Source organism: Streptomyces sp. NPDC091416, assembly GCF_044756845.1.
Classification (GTDB): Bacteria; Actinomycetota; Actinomycetes; order Streptomycetales; family Streptomycetaceae; genus Streptomyces.
The window spans coordinates 429,568-448,365 of sequence record NZ_JBIVTU010000006.1 but is presented as its reverse complement, the minus strand read 5'-3'; the positions used below and the strand labels follow the sequence as shown (position 1 = coordinate 448,365).

Sequence of the window (18,798 nt, the reverse complement as noted above, 5' to 3'; positions counted from 1 at the left end):
GGTCTGCCTGACGGGCCTGACAGGTCTGATGGGTCATGAGTCATGGGCCTGGTGGGTCCGATCGGTCTGATGGGTCTGATGGGTCTGATGGGTCTGGCGAGCCTGATGGGCTGCGTGAACGCGGGCCTGTGAGGTGCTGGGCGCGGGTTGCGCCCCTTGCATCCGTGCACCCCTGAGGCTCCTTGCACTGCTTGCGCCTCATGCAGCCCTGCACCCCTGCGCCCCCGCGCCCTTTAATTCGTCACCTTCCGCTTTCCGCATCCGCCTTCGGCGGGCGGACGGACCCTTCGCCTTAGTCGCCCTGCGCGGCCGAGTCCTGCCCTGGAGCAGTCATGCCTCTTCGTAACTCGCACACCAGTTCTCATAATTCTTTGACGCGGCGCGCCTTCGGAACGGCTGTGGGCGCCACGGCCGCGACTGCCGCGGTGGGCCTGCCCGCCGCCCCTGCCGCCGCCGCACCGACGGAGACGGCCTCGCACGAGCAGCCTTTCCGGGCGGCCCGAGGCCGGCACTCACGGCGGCCCAACATCCTCTTCATCCTCGGGGACGACCTCGGCTGGGCCGACCTCTCCTCCTACGGGTCGCCCGACATCCGCACCCCGAACCTGGACCGGCTCGGCCGGCAGGGCGTGCGGTTCACCGACGCCTACGCCGGGTCCGCGACGTGCTCACCGACCCGGTTCAGCCTGTACACCGGTCGCTATCCCGGACGCACGAAGGGTGGTCTGGCCGAACCCATCGCAGACCGCTCGGTCGGTCTCGACCCCACTCACCCGACCCTCGCCTCGCTGCTGCGCGGCGCCGGATATGCGACCGCGCTGATCGGTAAGTGGCACTGCGGTTATCTGCCGGACTACAGCCCCACCAGGTCCGGCTGGGACGAGTTCTTCGGCAACTTCGGCGGCGCGCTGGAGTACTACTCGAAGCTGGGCCTCGCCGGTGAGTACGACCTGTACGAGGGCGATGCCGAGTACAAGGACCTGCGGTACTACACGCGCATCCTCACCGAGCGGGCGGGCGAGTACATACAGCGCGACCACGACAAGCCATGGCTGCTGAACCTGAACTTCACCACCCCCCACTGGCCCTGGATCGCCGAGGGCGACACGGCCGAGAGCGCCGAGATCGTACGGAAGATCAAGGAGGGTGGGTTCGGAGGACTGTTCCACGCCGACGGAGGCTCGCTCGCCAAGTACAAGGAGATGGTCGAGGACCTGGACCGATCGGTCGGCGAGGTACTGAAGGCGCTGAAGCACTCCGGCCAGGAGGAGGACACTCTCGTCTTCTTCGCCAGTGACAACGGCGGCGAGCGCTTCTCGTACCAATGGCCGCTCTCCGGCAACAAAAGCTCGCTCCAGGAGGGCGGCATCCGGGTCCCGGCGGTCCTGCGTTGGCCGGCCAGGATCGATCCGCACCAGGTGAGCGGCCTGCCCCTGTTCTCTCCCGACTGGACGGCGACGCTGCTGGAGCTCGGCGGGGCACGGCCCGACCCCGCCTACCCGCTGGACGGCATCAGCCTGGCCGGGTATTTGCTCCGTGGCGAGCAGCCGAAGGAGCGGAACCTCTTCTGGCGGGTACGTGGGGAGCGGGCGCTGCGACGCGGCGACTGGAAGTACTACCGAGGGAAGGGCGGGACGGATCAGCTCTTCAACCTGGCGCACGACCAGCGGGAACAGGCCGACCGGGCCGCCGCCGAGCCGGAGCGTCTGGCCGAACTCCGGGCGGCCTGGGAACGGACGGACGCCGGCCTGCTGCCCTACCCGAAGTCCTCCCCCTCCTGACCCGCCACCTCTCCTGCCGCTCCGCTCCGCTTCCTCATCCGGGGCCGGGACCGAGGCCGCGATTCCCTTGCCGTCCGGTGCGGTGAGGGACAGCGTGTGGCGGGCTTGCGGGTGGTGACGAGGGGGCCGACGGGGCCGACGGCGAGGGTGCTGCCGGAGACGTCCGCAGTGCCGCGGAGGCTGTCGCAGCCAAGGGCGTCCTGGACGGTGCCGCCCTTGGCGAACCCTCTCAGTGGTCGTGCCCGGCTCGACGGTGACCGTGTAGCCGTCGAACCGGGCCTCGGCGGTGAAGTGGTTGCAGCCGTAGTTCCCGCTCGCCCGCCCCTGGGCGTCGATCTGGACGTGGGCCCCGTCCGGATCGACGGAACGCTGCCCGCCGACCGTCACCGGTTCGACTTCCCCGCGGATGCCGGTGGTCGGTGCGTCGCTCTCCCCTCACGCCCGCTGCCGCCCCAGCCACCACTACCGCCACTGCTGCCTCTGCTGCTGCCGTACTCGAAACCGGCACCGGTGTCCCGGTTCCCGTCACCCCATCAGGGGCAGCAGCGCGGCAAGGTCCGCCCGTTCACCGCTGGCGTTGACCTTGGCCTCATCGAGCTCACGTACCCATTGCGCACGACCGGTGGCGAGCCTGATCCAGGTGAGCGCGTCGGTCTCGACGACGTTGGGCGGTGTACCGCGGGTGTGCCGGGGCCCCTGAACACACTGGACCACCGCGAAGGGCGGCACGCGCACCTCGACCGACCCTCCCGGCGCCTTCTCCGCCAAGGCGTCCGCGAGCAACCGGGTGCAGGCCGCGAGTGCCTGGCGGTCGTACGGGATACCCAACCCGGTCGCCTCGTTGAGGTCGTACGTGTGGACGACGAGCTCAACGGTGCGGGTCACCAGGAAGTCTCCGAGCCGCATGGCACCCACCCGGGTGGCCAGCAACCGGTCCTCGGAGACGCCCGGCACCAGCTCCTCGAACCGGTCGGCCGCCTCTCCGTACAGCGCATCCATATCGAGGTGGGCGGCGGCAAGCGCCACGGTGTCGTCGGCGATGCGGCCGGATCGGCCCGCTGTGGAGAACGGCCACTCCAGCAAGGTCACCTCCGGCTTGGCAAGGGCGGGCTCCGGAAGCTCCAGGCTCCTGCTGACGTGCGAGAGCGCCATGGTCAGGTGGACGGCGAGCTCACGCACCGTCCACGCACCGAGCCCGCTCGGTCCTGCTAGTTGCTGAGGCGTCAGAGTGCTTAGCGCAGCTCGGACTTGGGAGAACTGCGCCAGGACGGCGGCGCGGGTCCTGACCGGGTCGTAGCGGCGGGCGCGCTTCTGGGACGGCGGCATAAGCGGGAGCCTACGGCGTACCGCCGACCCCCATGCCATGGCATCGGCAACAGCAACCGCCGACGGGCCTACCCGCGGCCGCACCGTCGTACCCCCGCACCGTCATACGCCCCCCTCTGCCCCGGGGGCGGACCCAGCCAACCGGGGCCGACCGATCAGGCCAAGCCGCCCGCACGCGCGCCCGGGTCAGGCCAAGCCGCCCGCACCTCGTCGGGGTCAGCCCCGGGTCGCGAAGTCGCCCAGGCCGTTCTCGAGCAGGTCGAACGCCCGTCCGGCAAGAACCGCAGCATCTGAAGCAATGGCCTCGGCAGACTCGCCGGCCAACAGCCGCCGGCGGTTCTCGCTGATCAGGGCGTTGCGGGTCCCGATCAGCTGGGCTGCCACGATGCGTGCGACAGCCCGGTTCTCCCCCTCCTCGACCAGCGCGTCCACGAGCAGTTCGTCGGTGCGGGCAAACAACGCATGGGCGCGGGTGAGCAGAGCAGGCGTCTGCTGGATCAACTGGAGGAGTCCGAGCGCTACGGGTGAATCACTCATCCCCACCGACGGATCCCGGCTTTCGACAGCGGCCAGGAACTGGCGGCGCATGCCTGCCACAACGGACTCTCCGTGCGCCCGATCCCGGACCACTCGGGCGACATCCCCGATGTGCTCCTCCATAGGAGCGAGCACCAGGTCTTCCTTACTGTCGAAGTAGTTGAAGACGGTCATCTTCGACACATCGGCGGCTTCGGCGATTTCAGCAACGGAGACCCGGTCGAATCCGCGCTCCCCGAAAAGCCTCGCGGCCTCGGCAAGCAGACGGCGTCGCGTCTGGATCTTCTTGCGCTCGCGCAGGCCCATCCCCTCGGTCAGCATGGCATCACTGTACCAGGATTAAACTTATATCAGGGCAAATATTCGTCCTGGTACATTCGCACGGAGGGGCGCACCCGGCCGAGCCTTCCACCGCTAACCACTACACCGGCACGGCCACCCGTCCGACTTCCGCCCGTCTGCCCGTCTGCCCGTCCGGCTTCCGGCTCCCGGCTCCCGGCTCCCGGCTCCCGGCTCCCGGGCCAGTTACCCTCAGAGTGCCTGAATCGCACCCGAATCCTGAACTGGGTGCCCGTCGGCAGCTTCCCCGGCTATGAACGCCTCACCGTTGGCCGGAAGACCTATCCCCTTCCAGGTAAACGGAATTCCCACCGCTACATCCAGGTCCGGATCATCCATCAGCTGGAAATGCACATGCGGTTCGGTGGAATTCCCTGAGTTTCCGCACTCGGCGAGCATCTGTCCGGCCCGGACCTCCTCCCCCACGCGCACCCGGAGTGATCCACGGCGCAGATGCGCGTACATGGCGTACGTCCCGTCGCCCAGGTCCAGCACGAGGTGGTTCCCGACGATGGCCCCCGGGCCGAGTACATCCCGCACGGACGCTTCTATCAGCATCAGGTAGATCAACGCAGGACCGGAATTACGACTGAGGTGGTCACGCCGGCCATGCGATGCGTGCACCACCGTGCCGTCAGCCACCGCGAGAAGCGGGGCCCCGAAGGCCGGGAAGCGATGATTCCGCCGGACGACGGGCCACAGATAGCGGAACTTCGGACGGGAAGAGCCGACGTGACCACAGCCACCCTCCCTCGCCCCGGCACCAGCACCAGCACCAGCACCAGCACCAGCACCAGGCTGGGACCGAGCCTCCTGCTCAGGCCCAGGCTCCGGCTCCGGCTCCGGCTCCGCCACGATGTCGATCGCATAGGTCTGCCCATAGCCGTGTATCCCGTGGCTGGGCACCTTGTCCGCCGGACTGTTCAACGCCACCCACCGCCCGGACACCGGCGGGTCGACCTCCACCGCGTCTCGCGAGTCCGCAGTCGCCGCGCGGGCCCTGCGGCCCGCCGCCAGGCCCAGCGCAATCGCCACCGCCGCGGGCACCCAGGTCAGCCAGTACGGAAACGGCGGAGTAGTGACGAGGCTGAGGATCACCATGGCGAAGAAGATGAACCAGCAGACCCGGTACAGCACCATGACAGCTTTACGGACAGACATGACTTCCCCCTGATCGTCGGTCTGGTCGTTGGTCTGGTCGTCGGTCTCATCGCCGGCGCGGTCAAGCGCTCGGTTCGCGGCGCGGCTCTCTCTGCGTGACTCAGGGCCTCGCAGCTGTGAGCACTACCAGCAGCGGAACGACACGGGCACCAGGAACCTCATACCTCCCCCGCCCCTTCGTGTGCAGCCAGCCCGCACCCGTCAGCAGACGGAGATGGTGGTAGATCTGCCCTGTCGTACCGGTCTCGTCGAGCGCGGCCAGCTCTGCCGCAGTGCGCCGACCGCCGAGGATCTCCCGGAGCAGCCGCAGCCGCACCGGGTGCCCGAGGGCGGCGAACGACTCGGCGATATCCGCCCAGTCGGGGCCTGCCGGCGGCCGTCCGCCTTCTTCCCCCGCGTCATGCGCCGCGCCCGGGTCTCCGTGGCCACCACCCAGCAGCTGCTCCGTCAGCGCGCCGTACTGCCACTCGTACCGCTCGCCCGTGGGCAGGCTCACCGCGCCCGTATAGAGCACTCCACCGCCGGCCGATCCTGCACTCTCCAACTGCTGCTTCAACCCGTCCAGAGCCCAGAAATCCGCCCCTGCCGGGGACGGCACGTCAGGGCGCTCGCCCACGAGCGCCTCAAGCCGCCGCTCCAGTTCCGAGACACGTTCCTCCAGCTCCATAGACCAAGGATTACGTAATTACGTAATCTCGTCAAGAGCCTACGGGAAACCAGTGCGCAGACGGGGCGCCGGCGGCCCGGCAGTGACGGGAGCAGCACGCGCAAGCCCCCGCCCGGTCGAGACCGGACGGGGGCTTGCGCGAGGGGTGACGGACGCGTCCGTCCGGCTACGCGAGCAGCGCGGGGATCGTTCCCTCGTGCGCCGTACGTAGCTCGCTCAGCGGAATGCTGAACTCGCCCTGGACCTCGATCTCCTCGCCGTCCACGACGCCGATCCGGGTCACGGGCAGGCCCCGCGCCCCGCACATGTCGTTGAAGCGGAGCTCCTCGCTGCGCGGGATCGAGACGATCGCGCGCCCCGCCGACTCGGAGAACAGGAACGTGAACGCGTCCAGTCCGTCCGGCACGACCAGCCGGGCACCCTTCCCGCCCCGCAGGCAGGACTCGGTGACCGCCTGGATCAGACCGCCGTCGGACAGGTCGTGCGCCGCGTCGATCATGCCGTCGCGGGACGCCGAGATCAGGATCTCGCCGAGCAGCTTCTCGCGGCCCAGGTCGACCTTGGGCGGCATGCCACCGAGGTGCTGGTGGATGACCTCGGACCAGGCCGAGCCGCCGAACTCCTCGTGCGTGTCGCCCAGCAGGTAGAGGAGCTGGCCCTCTTTCGCGAAGGCCACGGGCGTGCGCCGGGTGACGTCGTCGATCACGCCGAGCACGGCCACGACCGGCGTCGGGTGGATCGCCGTGTCACCGGTCTGGTTGTACAGCGACACGTTGCCGCCGGTGACCGGAGTGCCCAGTTCCAGGCAGCCGTCCGCGAGGCCACGCGTGGCCTCGGCGAACTGCCACATGACGTCCGGGTCCTCGGGCGAACCGAAGTTGAGGCAGTCCGAGATGGCGAGCGGCTTGGCGCCGGAGGCGGCGACGTTGCGGTACGACTCCGCCAGCGCGAGCTGCGCACCGGTGTACGGGTCGAGCTTCGCGTACCGGCCGTTGCCGTCGGTCGCCATGGCCACGCCGAGGTTGGACTCCTCGTCGATGCGGACCATGCCGGCGTCCTCGGGCATCGCGAGCACGGTGTTGCCCTGCACGAACCGGTCGTACTGGTCCGTGATCCAGGACTTCGACGCCTGGTTCGGCGAGGAGACCAGTCGCAGCACCTGCGCGCGCAGCTCGGCGCCGTCAGCCGGGCGGGCCAGCTTTCCGGCGTCGTCGGCCTGCAGCGCGTCCTGCCAGGACGGGCGCGCGAACGGACGGTGGTAGGTCGGGCCCTCGTGGGCGACGGACCGCGGCGGCACGTCCACGATCTGCTCGCCGTGCCAGAAGATCTCCAGCTGGGAGCCCTCGGTCACCTCACCGATGACGGTGGCGATGACGTCCCACTTCTCGCAGATCTCCAGGAAGCGGTCCACGTGCTGCGGCTCGACGATCGCGCACATGCGCTCCTGCGACTCGCTCATGAGGATTTCCTCGGGCGAGAGTGAGGAGTCACGCAGCGGCACGGTGTCCAGCTCGACGCGCATACCACCGGAGCCCGCGGAGGCCAGCTCGGACGTGGCACAGGAGAGCCCGGCGCCGCCGAGGTCCTGGATGCCCGCGACGAGCTTCTCCTTGAAGATCTCCAGGGTGCACTCGATGAGGAGCTTCTCCTGGAACGGGTCGCCGACCTGGACGGCCGGGCGCTTGGCCGGGCCGGTCGACTCGAACGTCTCCGAAGCCAGCACCGAGACACCGCCGATGCCGTCGCCACCGGTCCGGGCGCCGTACAGGATGACCTTGTTGCCGGGCCCGGAGGCCTGGGCGAGGTGGATGTCCTCGTGCTTCATCACGCCGATGCAGCCGGCGTTGACGAGCGGGTTGCCCTGGTAGCAGGCGTCGAAGACGACCTCGCCACCGATGTTCGGCAGGCCCAGGCAGTTGCCGTAGCCGCCGATGCCCGCGACGACGCCCGGGAGCACCCGCTTGGTGTCGGGATGGTCGGCCGCACCGAAGCGCAGCGGGTCGACGACCGCGACCGGGCGGGCACCCATGGCGAGGATGTCGCGGACGATGCCGCCAACGCCGGTGGCCGCGCCCTGGTAGGGCTCGATGTACGAGGGGTGGTTGTGCGACTCGACCTTGAAGGTGACCGCGTAACCCTGGCCGACGTCGACCACACCGGCGTTCTCGCCGATGCCCACGAGCATCGCGTCGTTCGCGGGGACCTTCTCGCCGAACTGCTTGAGGTGGACCTTGCTGCTCTTGTAGGAGCAGTGCTCGGACCACATCACGGAGTACATGGCGAGCTCGGCACCGGTGGGGCGGCGGCCCAGGATCTCGCGGATCCGGGCGTACTCGTCCTCCTTGAGGCCGAGCTCCTTCCAGGGCTGCGCGGTGTCCGGGGTTTCGGCCGCGTGCTTGACCGTGTCCAGGCTCATGCGTTGACCAGCTTCTTGATGATCGAGGTGAAGAAACCGAGACCGTCGGTACGACCGGTGCCGATCAGCGGCTCCACGGCGTGCTCCGGGTGCGGCATCAGGCCGACGACGTTGCCCGCGGCATTGGTGATGCCGGCGATGTCGCGCAGCGAGCCGTTGGGGTTGACGTCCACGTAGCGGAACGCGACGCGGCCCTCGGCCTCCAGCTCGTCGAGCGTGCGCTCGTCGGCGGTGTAACGGCCGTCCATGTTCTTGAGGGGTACGGAGATTTCCTGGCCTGCGGAGTAGTCCGAGGTCCAGGACGTCTCCGCGTTCTCGACGCGGAGCTTCTGATCGCGGCAGATGAAGTGCAGGTGGTTGTTGCGCAGCATCGCGCCGGGCAGCAGATGCGCCTCGGTGAGGATCTGGAAGCCGTTGCAGATGCCGAGAACCGGCATGCCCGCCTTCGCCTGCTCGATCACTGTCTCCATGACCGGCGAGAAGCGGGAGATGGCTCCGGCCCGCAGATAGTCGCCGTAGGAGAAACCGCCCGCGAGGATGACCGCGTCGACCTGGTGCAGGTCCTTGTCGCGGTGCCACAGCGATACGGGTTCGGCGCCGGCGACGCGTACGGCCCGAAGGCTGTCCTGGTCGTCGAGCGTTCCCGGAAAGGTGACGACTCCGATACGAGCAGTCACTTCGACTCCTCGACCTTCACGGTGAAGTCCTCGATCACAGTGTTGGCGAGGAACGTCTCGGCCATCTCGTGAATACGAGTGAGCGCGGCGTCATCGACCGGCCCCTCGATCTCCAGCTCGAAACGCTTTCCCTGACGTACGTCCGCGATTCCCTCGAAGCCGAGACGGGGCAGCGCACGCTGCACAGCCTGTCCCTGCGGGTCGAGGATCTCGGGCTTGAGCATGACGTCGACTACGACGCGTGCCACTGGCACTCCCGGTGTGGTGGTGTGGTGCGGCTGTTTCTCCGGGGGGTTCCCCAGACCCCCGCGGGTCCACTCAGCGTACCTGGCCGGAAATTCTACGCGGGTAGATATCGCGCGGACCACATCACGCCGAGATGCGGACCGCATCACGCCGAGATATCGGGCGCTACGGCGGGGCGGAAAATCCTGCAACAAAAATCCCCATCAGCAGCACACAAATCAGGTTGACACGCGCAGGTAATTGGGCGGGCTTCACAATGCGGGGCCCGCCGCTGTACAAATGATTACCGGGGAAAGCAGCATTGCCCCTAAACGGCCGACACCGGCCGGCCCGCATCCGCGCTCACAGCCGGAAGGCCGGCATCCGCGCATGTCAGGCGAGGATGCCGCAGGAAAGGACCGATATCCGTGGCTCAGCGCGTAGTGGTCACGCTCTCCGACGACATCGACGGGGGAGCAGCGGCGGAAACGGTCACCTTCGCCCTGGACGGGAAGTCGTACGAGATCGACCTGAATCCGTCCAATGCAAAGAAGCTGCGCAAGGCCTTGGCGCCGTACATGGCAGCCGGTCGAAAGCAGACAAACGCAGGCAAGCACGGCAAGGTTCCCGTCTCGTACCGGCACACCTCGCTCGCGCCCGACCCGGCGGCCGTCCGCGCCTGGGCACGCTCGCACCGGATGGAGGTGCCGGCCCGGGGCCGGATCCCCAAGAAGGTCTACGAGGCATTCCAGGAAGCAAGTTGAGCGGACGGGTGGTCGCGGCCGACCGGCCGACGGGCACCGGACGGCCCGTCAGCGGCCACCCGGGCGACACCCCGCGGGAGCCGACTTGCGCGACACCCCTGCAGGTCGGCTAGAGTCTGGAGCACGCCGAAGGGCAAGGCCGCAAAGCCGAACCTCACGCAGCGTGCGGGTGTAGTTCAGTAGTAGAACATCCCCCTTCCAGGGGGAAGGCGCAGTGTGCAATTCCTGTCACCCGCTCTGCATCGCTCTCCTCAACCACTCCAGTGGATCAGGTAGAGTAGTGCTCGCTCCACCGGTGAAAGCCGAGTGGCTGCAATGCGGACGTAGCTCAGTTGGTAGAGCGCAACCTTGCCAAGGTTGAGGTCGCCAGTTCGAACCTGGTCGTCCGCTCTTGATCGAAGGCCCTGGTCGATTTCGACCAGGGCCTTCGTCGTATTCGGCCCTAGTCATATCCCTCCCCTCCTCGGCCGTCTTCACACATGGCGTTTGCCCTGAGTCGGCGATGCATGACGTTTGTCATGGGCAGTGATGACAGCTCGCACTGCTCCCGGCCACGCCCGGGCGGAAACCTTGAGTCCATGACCAGCGACGCAAATCCCCATGCCCGTGCGATCGAGGTGGACGGTGTCCGGCGCAGTTACGCGGGCGGCTTCGAGGCCGTGACGGGCGTCTCGTTCTCCGTGGCACGTGGTGAGCTGTTCGCCCTGCTCGGGACGAACGGCGCCGGCAAGACATCCACCGTCGAGCTCCTTGAAGGGCTGGCCCGTCCCGACAGCGGCGCGATACGCGTGCTCGGCCACGACCCGTACGCCGATCGCGCCGCTGTCCGGCCTCGGATCGGGGTAATGCTGCAGGAGGGCGGCTTCCCGTCCGACCTGACCGCGGCGGAGACGGTACGGATGTGGGCAGGCTGCACCAGCGGGGCCCGGCCGACCGCCGAGGCTCTGGAACGAGTGGGGCTCGGCCACCGGGCCGGGGTCCGGGTCAAGCAGCTCTCCGGCGGCGAGAGACGACGGCTGGACCTGGCGCTGGCCCTGCTCGGCCGCCCCGAGGTGCTCTTCCTCGACGAACCGACCACCGGCCTCGACGCCGAAGGGCGGCGCGACACCTGGGAGCTGGTGCGGGGGCTCAAGGAGGACGGCATCACCGTCCTGCTGACCACGCACTACCTGGAAGAGGCCGAGGCGCTCGCAGACCGGTTGGCGATCATGCATCGGGGCCGGATCGTGACCACGGGCAGCACCGCCGAGGTTACGGCCGCGCGCCCGGCGCGGATCCGGTTCGAGCTGCCCGTCGGGGTCACGCCGGGGCAACTTCCGCTGGGCCTGTGCGCCGCGGCCGAGGGGCAACGGGTCGAGATCCGTACCCATCGGCTCCAGGAGTCGCTGACCGAGCTGCTGAGTTGGGCAGGAGAGGCCAACGTTCCGCTGACCGGCCTCGACGCCCGGTCCGCTTCGCTCGAAGAGGCGTTCCTCGATATCGCAAAGTCCGCGGCAGAGACCGAAGGGGTGACCGTGTCATGACGACCGCGCCAACGACCACACCGACCGCGACGGTCCGGTCCACGACAACGGCCCGGGGCCGGCTGACGGCCCTCGGCCGAGCCGAGATGACGCTGCTCGCCCGGAACAGAACAGCCGTGATCGTCGCGCTGCTGGTGCCCTCGGCCATGATCATGGCGATGAAATCGACGCTCGAACAGGTGGATCTCGGCGGGACCGGGCTGACGGTCGCCGGAGCCGCGCTCACCGGGGGCGTCGGAACGGTGCTCATCCAGGCCGTCTACATGAACCTGGTGGCCGCCTACGTGGCTCGGCGCGAGGACCTGGTCCTGAAGCGGCTGCGTACCGGCGAGGTCAGTGACAGCGAGATCCTGACCGGAACCGCGCTGCCCTCGGCCGCTCTGGCCCTGACGCAGACCCTGTTGATCATCGTGACCGGCGCGGCCTTCTTCGGCGTCAGCGCACCGCAACGGCCGGAACTGCTCCTCGCGGGGCTGCTGCTGGCCGTGGTGTTGTTGTCAGTGCTGGCCGCGGTCACCTCCATAGTGACGCGCACCGTGCAGACGGCCCAGCTCACCACGTTGCCGCTGTTCCTCGTCTCGATGATGGGGTCAGGGCTCTTTGTCCCCCTCGAGATATTTCCCGACCCTCTCGCGTCGGCCTGCGAGTTCCTGCCACTGACCGGCGCGATGACCCTCGTTCGATCGGGCTGGCTGGGCGTCAACGAGGGCACTGACCTGCTCGGGGCAGCACTGACCGGGCTGGTCTGGGCGACGCTCGCGGTGTTTGCTGTGCAGCGGTGGTTCCGCTGGGATCCTCGACGCTGAGAGAGGTTGTGGCGCGTTGGTGCACGTACGGGGATGGCGCCGCGGCTGGCAGGAGCGCAGCAAGCTGGAGCGGATCGATCTGTACTCACGGATGACCATCTCCTCGATCCCCTGGCTCTTCACCCTGTGCTGGCAGCTGGCACCCTTCAAATCGGATATCCGCCATGAACCGCTCCCGCTGGTACTTGGCGCCGCTCTGTTGTTGGTGAGCATGGCGCAGTGCCTGCTGAGCAACCGCAATGTGGAGTCGTCGTACGCGCACTACCTAGGCCTTTCCGTCTTTCCCGGACGGCGGATGCTGGCACCACTGGCCCTGCTGTTGGTCCAAGTGGGCCTGCTGGCGTCGTTGGCCACGGTGGACGGCGTAGCCGGCGCCGGACTGCTCCTCATGGGTCTGAACACGCCGATGGCATTGGTGATCACGCGGGTGCTCCTGGTTCCGGTCCGCACGTTCGTGTTCGAATCGCTCCTCCTCACCGCTCTGACCACCGGCGCACTCGCCGCGGCCGGGGTACGGGGCGGAACCTTGGCCGGCGTCGTGCCGGCCACGCTCTTCGGCTGCGTACTGGTCCTGATTTCGGTACGGCCCAGCGCCTGGAGCCTGAGCGTGATGTGGCAGGCCGAGGACGCCCGGGAGGTGCAGGCCAGGCTCGCGGTCGCCGAAGAGCGGCTGCGGTTCGGGCGGGACCTGCACGACGTGATGGGCCGCAATCTCGCGGTGATCGCGCTGAAGAGCGAGCTGGCGGTGGAACTCGCGCAGCGGGGCAGGCCCGAGGCGCTGGACCAGATGGTCGAGGTGCAGCGGATAGCCCGAGCCTCGCAGCAGGAGGTCCGCGACGTCGTACGCGGGTACCGGGAAGCCGATCTGACCACGGAACTGGCCGGGGCCCAAGGCGTGTTGCAGGCAGCGGGCATTACATGTGCAGTGACGGGCAGCGACGGCACAGGGCTGCCCGGGCCCGTCCAGTCGGCGCTCGGCTGGGTCGTGCGCGAAGCCGCGACCAACGTGTTGCGGCACGGCGATCCGGGCCACTGCACCATCCGCCTCGACGTCTCGGCGGACGCGGTGGTGCTGGACGTGGAGAACGACGGGGCGCCCGTGGCAGCTCCCGAAGGAACCGGTTCCGGGCTGGCCGGACTCCGCGAGCGGCTCGGCGCGCTCGACGGGGCTCTGACGGCGGGCCCGGCAGCGGACGGGCTGTTCCGGCTGAGCGCGCGGATCCCGCTGGCCCGCGAGGAGTCCACTGAAGTCCCGCACAAAGCCGCCGGCGACCTGTCGCGTGCGGCCCTTCTGGAGGAACGACGATGACCGCGGTACGGGTGCTGCTCGCCGATGACGAGCACCTGATCCGGGGCGCGCTCGCCGCCCTGCTCGCGCTGGAGGACGACCTGGTGGTGGTCGCCGAGGCCGCCACCGGGCACGAGGCGCTTGCCATGGCCCGGGCGCACCGCCCCGATGTGGTGGTGCTGGATCTGGAGATGCCGGGAGCCGACGGTGTGAGCGTCGCCACATCGATACGGTCCGAACTCCCGGGCTGCCGCACCATGATCGTCACGAGCCATGGGCTCCCGGGACACCTCAAGAGAGCCCTCGAAGCGGGTGTGCGGGCGTTCGTACCGAAGACCGTCAGCGCCCGGCAACTGGCCGGCATCATCCGCACCGTGCATGCCGGAAACCGCTATGTGGACCCGGAGTTGGCGGCCGATGCCATCGCCGCAGGCGACTCGCCGCTGACCGTGCGCGAGGCCGAGGTGCTGGAACTGGCGGCCGACGGGGCGCCGGTCGCCGAGATCGCGGAGCGGGCGTCCCTGTCCCAGGGGACGGTGCGCAACTACCTCTCGGCGGCTACCGCGAAGCTCGGTGCGGAGAATCGTCATGCCGCAGTGCGTCTCGCACGCGAGCGGGGATGGGTATAGTAGTTCTCGCGCTTCGGCGCATGCGGACGTAGCTCAGTTGGTAGAGCGCAACCTTGCCAAGGTTGAGGTCGCCAGTTCGAACCTGGTCGTCCGCTCGGTTCAGCAAGAAGCCCCTGGCCTTTCGGCCGGGGGCTTCTTCGTGCGTCGGGAGACGCTAGTTCCAGGGCGTGCCCGTGAGGAGTTCGTACGCCTCCAGGTACTTGGCGCGGGTCGCGTCCACGATCTCCTGGGGCAGCGCCGGCGGCGGCAGTTCGCTCTTGCGGTCCCAGCCGGAGGCCGGCGAGGTCAGCCAGTCGCGCACGAACTGCTTGTCATACGACGGCTGGGCGCGGCCCGGCTCCCAGGCTGCGGCCGGCCAGAAGCGGGAGGAGTCCGGGGTGAGTACCTCGTCCGCGATGATCAGTTCCTCGCCGCCGTCGGCGGTGGGCGCGAAGCCGAACTCGAACTTCGTGTCCGCGAGGATGATCCCGCGCTCGCGAGCGATGTCGCTGGCACGGCTGTATACGTCCAGGGTCGTGCGGCGCAGCTGTGCGGCGGTCTCGGCTCCGACCTGGCGGGCCACTTCCTCGTAGCTCACGTTCTCGTCGTGGTCGCCGACAGCCGCCTTGGTGGCGGGGGTGAAGATCGGCGCCGGCAGCTCGGAACCGTCGACGAGGCCATCGGGAAGGGCCAGGCCGCAGACGGTACGGGACGCGTTGTACTCGACCAGGCCTGAGCCGGTCAGGTAGCCGCGGGCTACGCACTCGACCGGGACCATCCGGAGCGACTTGCAGATCGTCGTGCGGCCCTCCCAGTCCGCCGGGGCGCCGGCGGGCAGCTCCGTGGACAGGACGTGGTTCGGCACCAGGTCGGCGAGCTGGTCGAACCACCACAACGAGAGCCGGGTCAGGACGCGGCCCTTGTCCGGGATCTCGGTGGGCAGGACCCAGTCGTACGCGGACATCCGGTCGCTGGCGACCATGACGAGGTCACCCGCCTCGTTCCGGTACAGGTCGCGCACCTTGCCCGTGTGCAGGTGGGTGAGCCCCGGAACCTGCACGGGCTCGGGCTTTTCTACAAATCCGGACACGCTGCCTCCGCGTAGGTTGATCCAGGAGCTGCTCCGATTGTCCCGTACCGGGGTGCGGACAGCCGCGCAGGGGGTGCGGAGGTGTTTCCGGGAGCGGGCGGGGCGGAGAAGTGGCTCAGGCACGCTTGCAGATGCGGTCGAGCAGGTTGGCGGTCGCCCGCTGAATGCGGGGGTCCACATGGCCCGGACGGTCCAGCGCCGGAGACCAGGCGAAGGTGCCGGAGGCGAAGACGAGTGCACCCGACGGCGCTCGGTACAGAGACGTCTCCTGGTGGCGCGTCACCCCGTCACTGTCCTGGTACGGGGAGTGTGCGAGCAGGATGCGGTTGTCGTGCTCGGGGAGCGTCGTGCGCGGGAAGTAGCGGTCGGCCTCGCCCGCGACCAGGCCGTCGATCTCGTCGCCCTCGGCGGCGCCGGTCGCGTCCCAGAGCCAGTGCTCCGCGTTCCGCACGACCAGGGGGTGGGGGTCGGGTACCCGGCCCGCGTACTGGATGCCGAGCAGTTCCTGCTCGGGACGGTCGAGCTCGCGCCAGAGCGCGGGCTTGCCCGGGCCCCGGCGCTTGCGGCAGGTGAGCAGCCGGTCGGGGACGCCCGAGGGCGACGGCGCGAGGCTGACCTGCCAGTACATGGTGTTGGCGGAGAGGAAGACGAGGGACGTGCCGTTGTCGCGCGCGCGTTCGGCGGTGCGGCGCATGGGCACCGACCAGTACTCGTCGTGGCCGGGGAAGACGAGGCCCCGGTAGCGGGTGGGGTCGATCCGGCCCGCGTGCAGGTCACGGGTGTCTGCGTAGGCGATGTCGTAGCCGTAGCGCTCGGCCCAGCGGATGAAGTCGTAGGCGTGGCCGACGTGAAGCGGAAGCCCGGCGCCCGCGTAGGGGCGGTCGAAGGAGACGGTGACCGCCGCGTCCTCCTCACCCAGCAGCCGGCCCTGCTCATCCCAGGCGTGGTAGAGGCTGGCGCCGGTCACACCGTCCTCGGGATAGAGGTTGTACGCCTGCCACGTGATGTCCGGAAGCACCAGCAGCAGGTCGGCAGGGTGGTCGTCGCGGACGGTGAAGGGGATGTGGGAGCGGTGGCCGTCGACCGTGGTGAGCACGGCGACATACGCGCCGATCGACCAGTACGTCGGGATCTGGAGCCGCCAGGACTGCCACCAGTGGTGGCAGGACACCGTGCGGTCGGCGGTGAGAGGGGGCGGCTGGACGATTCCGGAGAGGCGCGGGCTCGTGGTGATCTTCGCGGCGCCGTCGCCGCCGTAGTGGCCGATCCGGTAGATGTCCACGGAGAACTGCTGGGGCGGGTCCACGGTGATGTGGAAGTCGATCGCCTCGCCAGGAGCCGCGGCACCGGTGGAGATGAATCCCTTGATCTGTCGGCGGACGTCGTCGGCGGTACGGGTACCGCCGCCGGTGGAGCCACGGGGCAGGGTGGGATCGGCGTACCAGGGAACGACCTGACCGGTGTCGTCGAAGTAGTTCTCACTCCCGCGCAGCCAGGGAAGGGGCCCCTGGCCGAAGGGATCGGTCACGGCATGCGCCAGGGCACCCGACTCCCAACGACGAATCTGCTCCGCCCCCATGGCGCATCCCTCCCTCAGGCCCCCGGAACAACAGTGGTGCGCCGACTGTCAGCGCCGATCCCCAGCACATCACATAACGCATGCACTCCGTCACCGTTCGTCGCGAATTGACGTGAACGGAACCTAATGTTCCGGGTATCGGGGATCCGCGGCCTGAACAGCCGTCCGCCTTCACGTGTTTCAGACGAGACGCACGGGTTTGTCGGTACGTACGCCGACCGAGGCGAGCCAGGACCGCAACGGCTCCGCGTCCCCGTCCTCGACCAGGCTCAGGACCGGGCTGCCGAGGCCGGCCCGGCGTTCACCGTCCACCAGCAGTACGGGTCCGTCGAGCCAGTCCAGCCCGGGCGCCGCACCCGCGGTGTCGACCGCGGCGCAGCAGACCATCGCCGCGACATGGTCCGCCAGCAGTTCGGTACCCGTACGGGGCGGCTGGAGCGGGAAGAGCGGGAGCGGATCGGGCCCCCCGAGGTCCAGCACATCGCCGCCCGCGCCCCCTGCGCCGCCGCTGACCGGCTGAGGAGCCCGCGCCTCGTCCCTGGCAACGGCCGCGCTGATTCCGGCCGCCAGTTCCTCCCCGCCGTCCTGGCCGGCGGCGAGGTGCTCGACGACGCGCGCCAGTGTGGGCACCCCTGCGCTCGCCGTGTCGGATCCGGTACCGGAAGCGGGGGGTACGCCCATGCTGTCCAGGACCCGGTGCAGCCGGGCCGCCTCGGTACGCCACTTCCGGTCGACGACCTCTTCCGGATACTGCTGCCAGTCCACCGGCGCCCAGTCGGGCCCGGTCGCCGCCGGGCCGCCGTGGAAGAGCCTCGCGGCCAGCAGGGACGCCGCCTCGTCGGCCGCCCCCGGCTCTTCCAGGAGATCGCATGCGGGACGCTCGCCGAGCCGGTTGGTGAACCCCTCGGCCAGCCGGTCACGGCGGGAGAGCTCGGTGAGGGCGGAGACGACGCCCGCATCCAGCCGGGACGGCCAGCGCCCCATCCGCCAGGCGGGAAGCGCGACGCGGGTGAGCAGCCGGTCCCAGCCCGCATAGGCGAGGCCGACCTGTTCCTGGGCGACGACCCGCAGCCCGTAGTCCACGGCCTGTGCCCGAGTCGACGCTGCGGCGGCGACGCCCCGCTCCATCTCGGCGGCATGGCCGCGGCAACTGCGCAGCAGCAGCCGGGCGATCCGGCCGACGAAACGGCTCGGCAGTCTCAGGGCCGTGCGCAGCGCCCCCTGGACGGGTTCCGCCGCATCGGCGACCGCCCCGTCCAGTCCGCGTACGAAACGCCGGGCCGCGGCTATGTCGGGGTGGGCGGAGGGGCCGGTGCCGGCCACGACCGGCGCGAGCACCGCACGCAGCTCGGCGACGCGCATCCACCAGAGGAACGGGGAGCCGATCACCAGCACGGGTGCCGCCTCGACCCGGCGACGCCGCCCCGGCCGACGGCCCGAACCGACCGCCGGTCCGCTCCGGTCCCGGTGAGCGGCTTCGCGGGCCGCCCGGTCCGCGGCAGGGTGGGTACGGTCCTCCAGCCAGCTGTCGCAGTCGGGCGTGAGCGCTATGGCCGAGGGCGCGGGCACGCCGAGCCGCTCCGCCAGATCGCGGACCAGCCGGTAGAGATCCGGAGCGGCCTCCTCGCTGAGCGCGACGGTCGGGCTGACCGCCGGCTTCGCGCGTACGACCGCGATCGCGACGGCCCCGGCGACGAGCAGGACGCCGACGGCGCAGGCCGTCACGGCCCAGCGCACCGCGTCCCAGCCGCTGCCCTCGGCGAGGCCCTGCGCACCCGCCGCGAACAGCACGACGGCGAACGCGGCCGGCAGCAGCGCCACTGCCGTTGCCCTGCTGCGGATGCGCAGCAGCACGAGAGCCCGGGCGCGCGCTGCCTGCACACCCAGCTCCTCACCTGTACCGGTACCGGACACGGCCGGACGTCACCCCCTCTGCCCCCACGGCGGTGTTGCTCACTCCCCCACTGTGGCACCCGTCACTGACATCGCAATGCCGGTGGGCCAAGTGCCG

General features: G+C 69.5%; 16 protein-coding genes, 3 tRNA genes and 1 pseudogene. 9 read left to right on the top strand and 11 right to left on the bottom strand.

Annotated elements, in window-relative coordinates; translation table 11 throughout:
* The first annotated feature begins 332 nt into the window (after positions 1-332).
* Positions 333-1,781: a sulfatase gene (locus tag ACIQMX_RS20885; RefSeq protein ID WP_402480064.1), complete on the top strand. Its 1,449-nt coding sequence runs from the start codon at positions 333-335 to the stop codon at positions 1,779-1,781.
* A 237-nt stretch (positions 1,782-2,018) separates the two neighbouring features.
* Here the strand turns inward: ACIQMX_RS20885 and ACIQMX_RS20880 are convergent.
* From ACIQMX_RS20880 to purS, 8 genes and pseudogenes are all read right to left on the bottom strand, one after another.
* A pseudogene (locus ACIQMX_RS20880) lies at positions 2,019-2,168 on the bottom strand (META domain-containing protein); the annotation flags it as partial.
* A 138-nt stretch (positions 2,169-2,306) separates the two neighbouring features.
* Positions 2,307-3,107 carry a sterol carrier family protein gene (locus tag ACIQMX_RS20875; protein ID WP_363066708.1) on the bottom strand — a complete coding sequence of 267 codons (801 nt, stop codon included), beginning with the start codon at positions 3,105-3,107 and terminating at the stop codon, positions 2,307-2,309.
* Between the two features lie 216 nt (positions 3,108-3,323).
* Positions 3,324-3,962 carry a TetR/AcrR family transcriptional regulator gene (locus ACIQMX_RS20870; protein WP_402480160.1) on the bottom strand — a complete coding sequence of 213 codons (639 nt, stop codon included), beginning with the start codon at positions 3,960-3,962 and terminating at the stop codon, positions 3,324-3,326.
* A 213-nt stretch (positions 3,963-4,175) separates the two neighbouring features.
* The gene (locus tag ACIQMX_RS20865; protein ID WP_402480061.1) at positions 4,176-5,144 is read right to left on the bottom strand and encodes a M23 family metallopeptidase; all 969 of its coding nucleotides are present in this window, start codon (positions 5,142-5,144) and stop codon (positions 4,176-4,178) included.
* A gap of 100 nt (positions 5,145-5,244) precedes the next feature.
* Positions 5,245-5,811 (bottom strand): helix-turn-helix domain-containing protein, encoded by a 567-nt coding sequence (locus ACIQMX_RS20860; RefSeq protein WP_363066710.1) that lies wholly within the window; start codon positions 5,809-5,811, stop codon positions 5,245-5,247.
* A gap of 166 nt (positions 5,812-5,977) precedes the next feature.
* A complete protein-coding gene (purL, locus tag ACIQMX_RS20855) occupies positions 5,978-8,227 on the bottom strand; it encodes a phosphoribosylformylglycinamidine synthase subunit PurL (RefSeq protein WP_402480058.1) in 2,250 nt (749 codons plus the stop codon).
* Positions 8,224-8,904, bottom strand: a complete 681-nt coding sequence (purQ, locus tag ACIQMX_RS20850) for a phosphoribosylformylglycinamidine synthase subunit PurQ (protein ID WP_393059395.1) — start codon at positions 8,902-8,904, stop codon at positions 8,224-8,226. Before purQ ends, purL begins: the two co-directional genes overlap by 4 nt.
* Entirely contained in the window at positions 8,901-9,152 is a 252-nt protein-coding gene (gene purS / locus ACIQMX_RS20845; protein WP_363066713.1) for a phosphoribosylformylglycinamidine synthase subunit PurS, read from the bottom strand. The genes purQ and purS overlap by 4 nt, the downstream gene beginning before the upstream one ends.
* A gap of 405 nt (positions 9,153-9,557) precedes the next feature.
* Here purS and ACIQMX_RS20840 point away from each other — a divergent pair, with 405 nt between their 5' ends.
* The 8 genes from ACIQMX_RS20840 to ACIQMX_RS20805 all read left to right on the top strand — a co-directional run bounded on the left by ACIQMX_RS20840 (position 9,558) and on the right by ACIQMX_RS20805 (position 14,234).
* The gene (locus ACIQMX_RS20840) at positions 9,558-9,893 is read left to right on the top strand and encodes an Lsr2 family protein (protein ID WP_185092256.1); all 336 of its coding nucleotides are present in this window, start codon (positions 9,558-9,560) and stop codon (positions 9,891-9,893) included.
* A 165-nt stretch (positions 9,894-10,058) separates the two neighbouring features.
* Positions 10,059-10,130, top strand: a tRNA-Gly gene (locus ACIQMX_RS20835).
* Positions 10,131-10,210: 80 nt separating this feature from the next.
* Positions 10,211-10,283, top strand: a tRNA-Gly gene (locus ACIQMX_RS20830).
* Between the two features lie 188 nt (positions 10,284-10,471).
* The gene (locus tag ACIQMX_RS20825) at positions 10,472-11,416 is read left to right on the top strand and encodes an ABC transporter ATP-binding protein (protein ID WP_402480054.1); all 945 of its coding nucleotides are present in this window, start codon (positions 10,472-10,474) and stop codon (positions 11,414-11,416) included.
* Positions 11,413-12,222 (top strand): ABC transporter permease, encoded by an 810-nt coding sequence (locus ACIQMX_RS20820; RefSeq protein ID WP_363066715.1) that lies wholly within the window; start codon positions 11,413-11,415, stop codon positions 12,220-12,222. The genes ACIQMX_RS20825 and ACIQMX_RS20820 overlap by 4 nt, the downstream gene beginning before the upstream one ends.
* A 19-nt stretch (positions 12,223-12,241) precedes the next feature.
* Entirely contained in the window at positions 12,242-13,531 is a 1,290-nt protein-coding gene (locus tag ACIQMX_RS20815; protein WP_402480157.1) for a sensor histidine kinase, read from the top strand.
* Positions 13,528-14,139 (top strand): response regulator transcription factor, encoded by a 612-nt coding sequence (locus tag ACIQMX_RS20810; RefSeq protein ID WP_363066716.1) that lies wholly within the window; start codon positions 13,528-13,530, stop codon positions 14,137-14,139. Before ACIQMX_RS20815 ends, ACIQMX_RS20810 begins: the two co-directional genes overlap by 4 nt.
* A 22-nt stretch (positions 14,140-14,161) precedes the next feature.
* Positions 14,162-14,234 (top strand) — tRNA-Gly (locus ACIQMX_RS20805).
* Between the two features lie 59 nt (positions 14,235-14,293).
* Here ACIQMX_RS20805 and ACIQMX_RS20800 read toward each other — a convergent pair.
* The 3 genes from ACIQMX_RS20800 to ACIQMX_RS20790 all read right to left on the bottom strand — a co-directional run bounded on the left by ACIQMX_RS20800 (position 14,294) and on the right by ACIQMX_RS20790 (position 18,701).
* The gene (locus ACIQMX_RS20800; RefSeq protein WP_363066717.1) at positions 14,294-15,208 is read right to left on the bottom strand and encodes a phosphoribosylaminoimidazolesuccinocarboxamide synthase; all 915 of its coding nucleotides are present in this window, start codon (positions 15,206-15,208) and stop codon (positions 14,294-14,296) included.
* Between the two features lie 115 nt (positions 15,209-15,323).
* Positions 15,324-16,787 carry a N,N-dimethylformamidase beta subunit family domain-containing protein gene (locus ACIQMX_RS20795; protein ID WP_402480050.1) on the bottom strand — a complete coding sequence of 488 codons (1,464 nt, stop codon included), beginning with the start codon at positions 16,785-16,787 and terminating at the stop codon, positions 15,324-15,326.
* A gap of 180 nt (positions 16,788-16,967) precedes the next feature.
* Positions 16,968-18,701, bottom strand: a complete 1,734-nt coding sequence (locus tag ACIQMX_RS20790) for a hypothetical protein (RefSeq protein ID WP_402480047.1) — start codon at positions 18,699-18,701, stop codon at positions 16,968-16,970.
* Positions 18,702-18,798 lie beyond the last annotated feature (97 nt).

Excerpts from the sequence above, each read along its gene's own strand:
- ACIQMX_RS20820 (WP_363066715.1), top strand. The coding sequence starts at position 11,413 with ATGACGACCGCGCCAACGACCACACCGACCGCGACGGTCCGGTCCACG.
- ACIQMX_RS20885 (WP_402480064.1), top strand. The coding sequence starts at position 333 with ATGCCTCTTCGTAACTCGCACACCAGTTCTCATAATTCTTTGACGCGG.
- ACIQMX_RS20825 (WP_402480054.1), top strand. The coding sequence starts at position 10,472 with ATGACCAGCGACGCAAATCCCCATGCCCGTGCGATCGAGGTGGACGGT.
- ACIQMX_RS20795 (WP_402480050.1), bottom strand. The coding sequence starts at position 16,787 with ATGGGGGCGGAGCAGATTCGTCGTTGGGAGTCGGGTGCCCTGGCGCAT.
- ACIQMX_RS20810 (WP_363066716.1), top strand. The coding sequence starts at position 13,528 with ATGACCGCGGTACGGGTGCTGCTCGCCGATGACGAGCACCTGATCCGG.
- purL (WP_402480058.1), bottom strand. The coding sequence starts at position 8,227 with ATGAGCCTGGACACGGTCAAGCACGCGGCCGAAACCCCGGACACCGCG.
- ACIQMX_RS20865 (WP_402480061.1), bottom strand. The coding sequence starts at position 5,144 with ATGTCTGTCCGTAAAGCTGTCATGGTGCTGTACCGGGTCTGCTGGTTC.
- ACIQMX_RS20860 (WP_363066710.1), bottom strand. The coding sequence starts at position 5,811 with ATGGAGCTGGAGGAACGTGTCTCGGAACTGGAGCGGCGGCTTGAGGCG.
- ACIQMX_RS20875 (WP_363066708.1), bottom strand. The coding sequence starts at position 3,107 with ATGCCGCCGTCCCAGAAGCGCGCCCGCCGCTACGACCCGGTCAGGACC.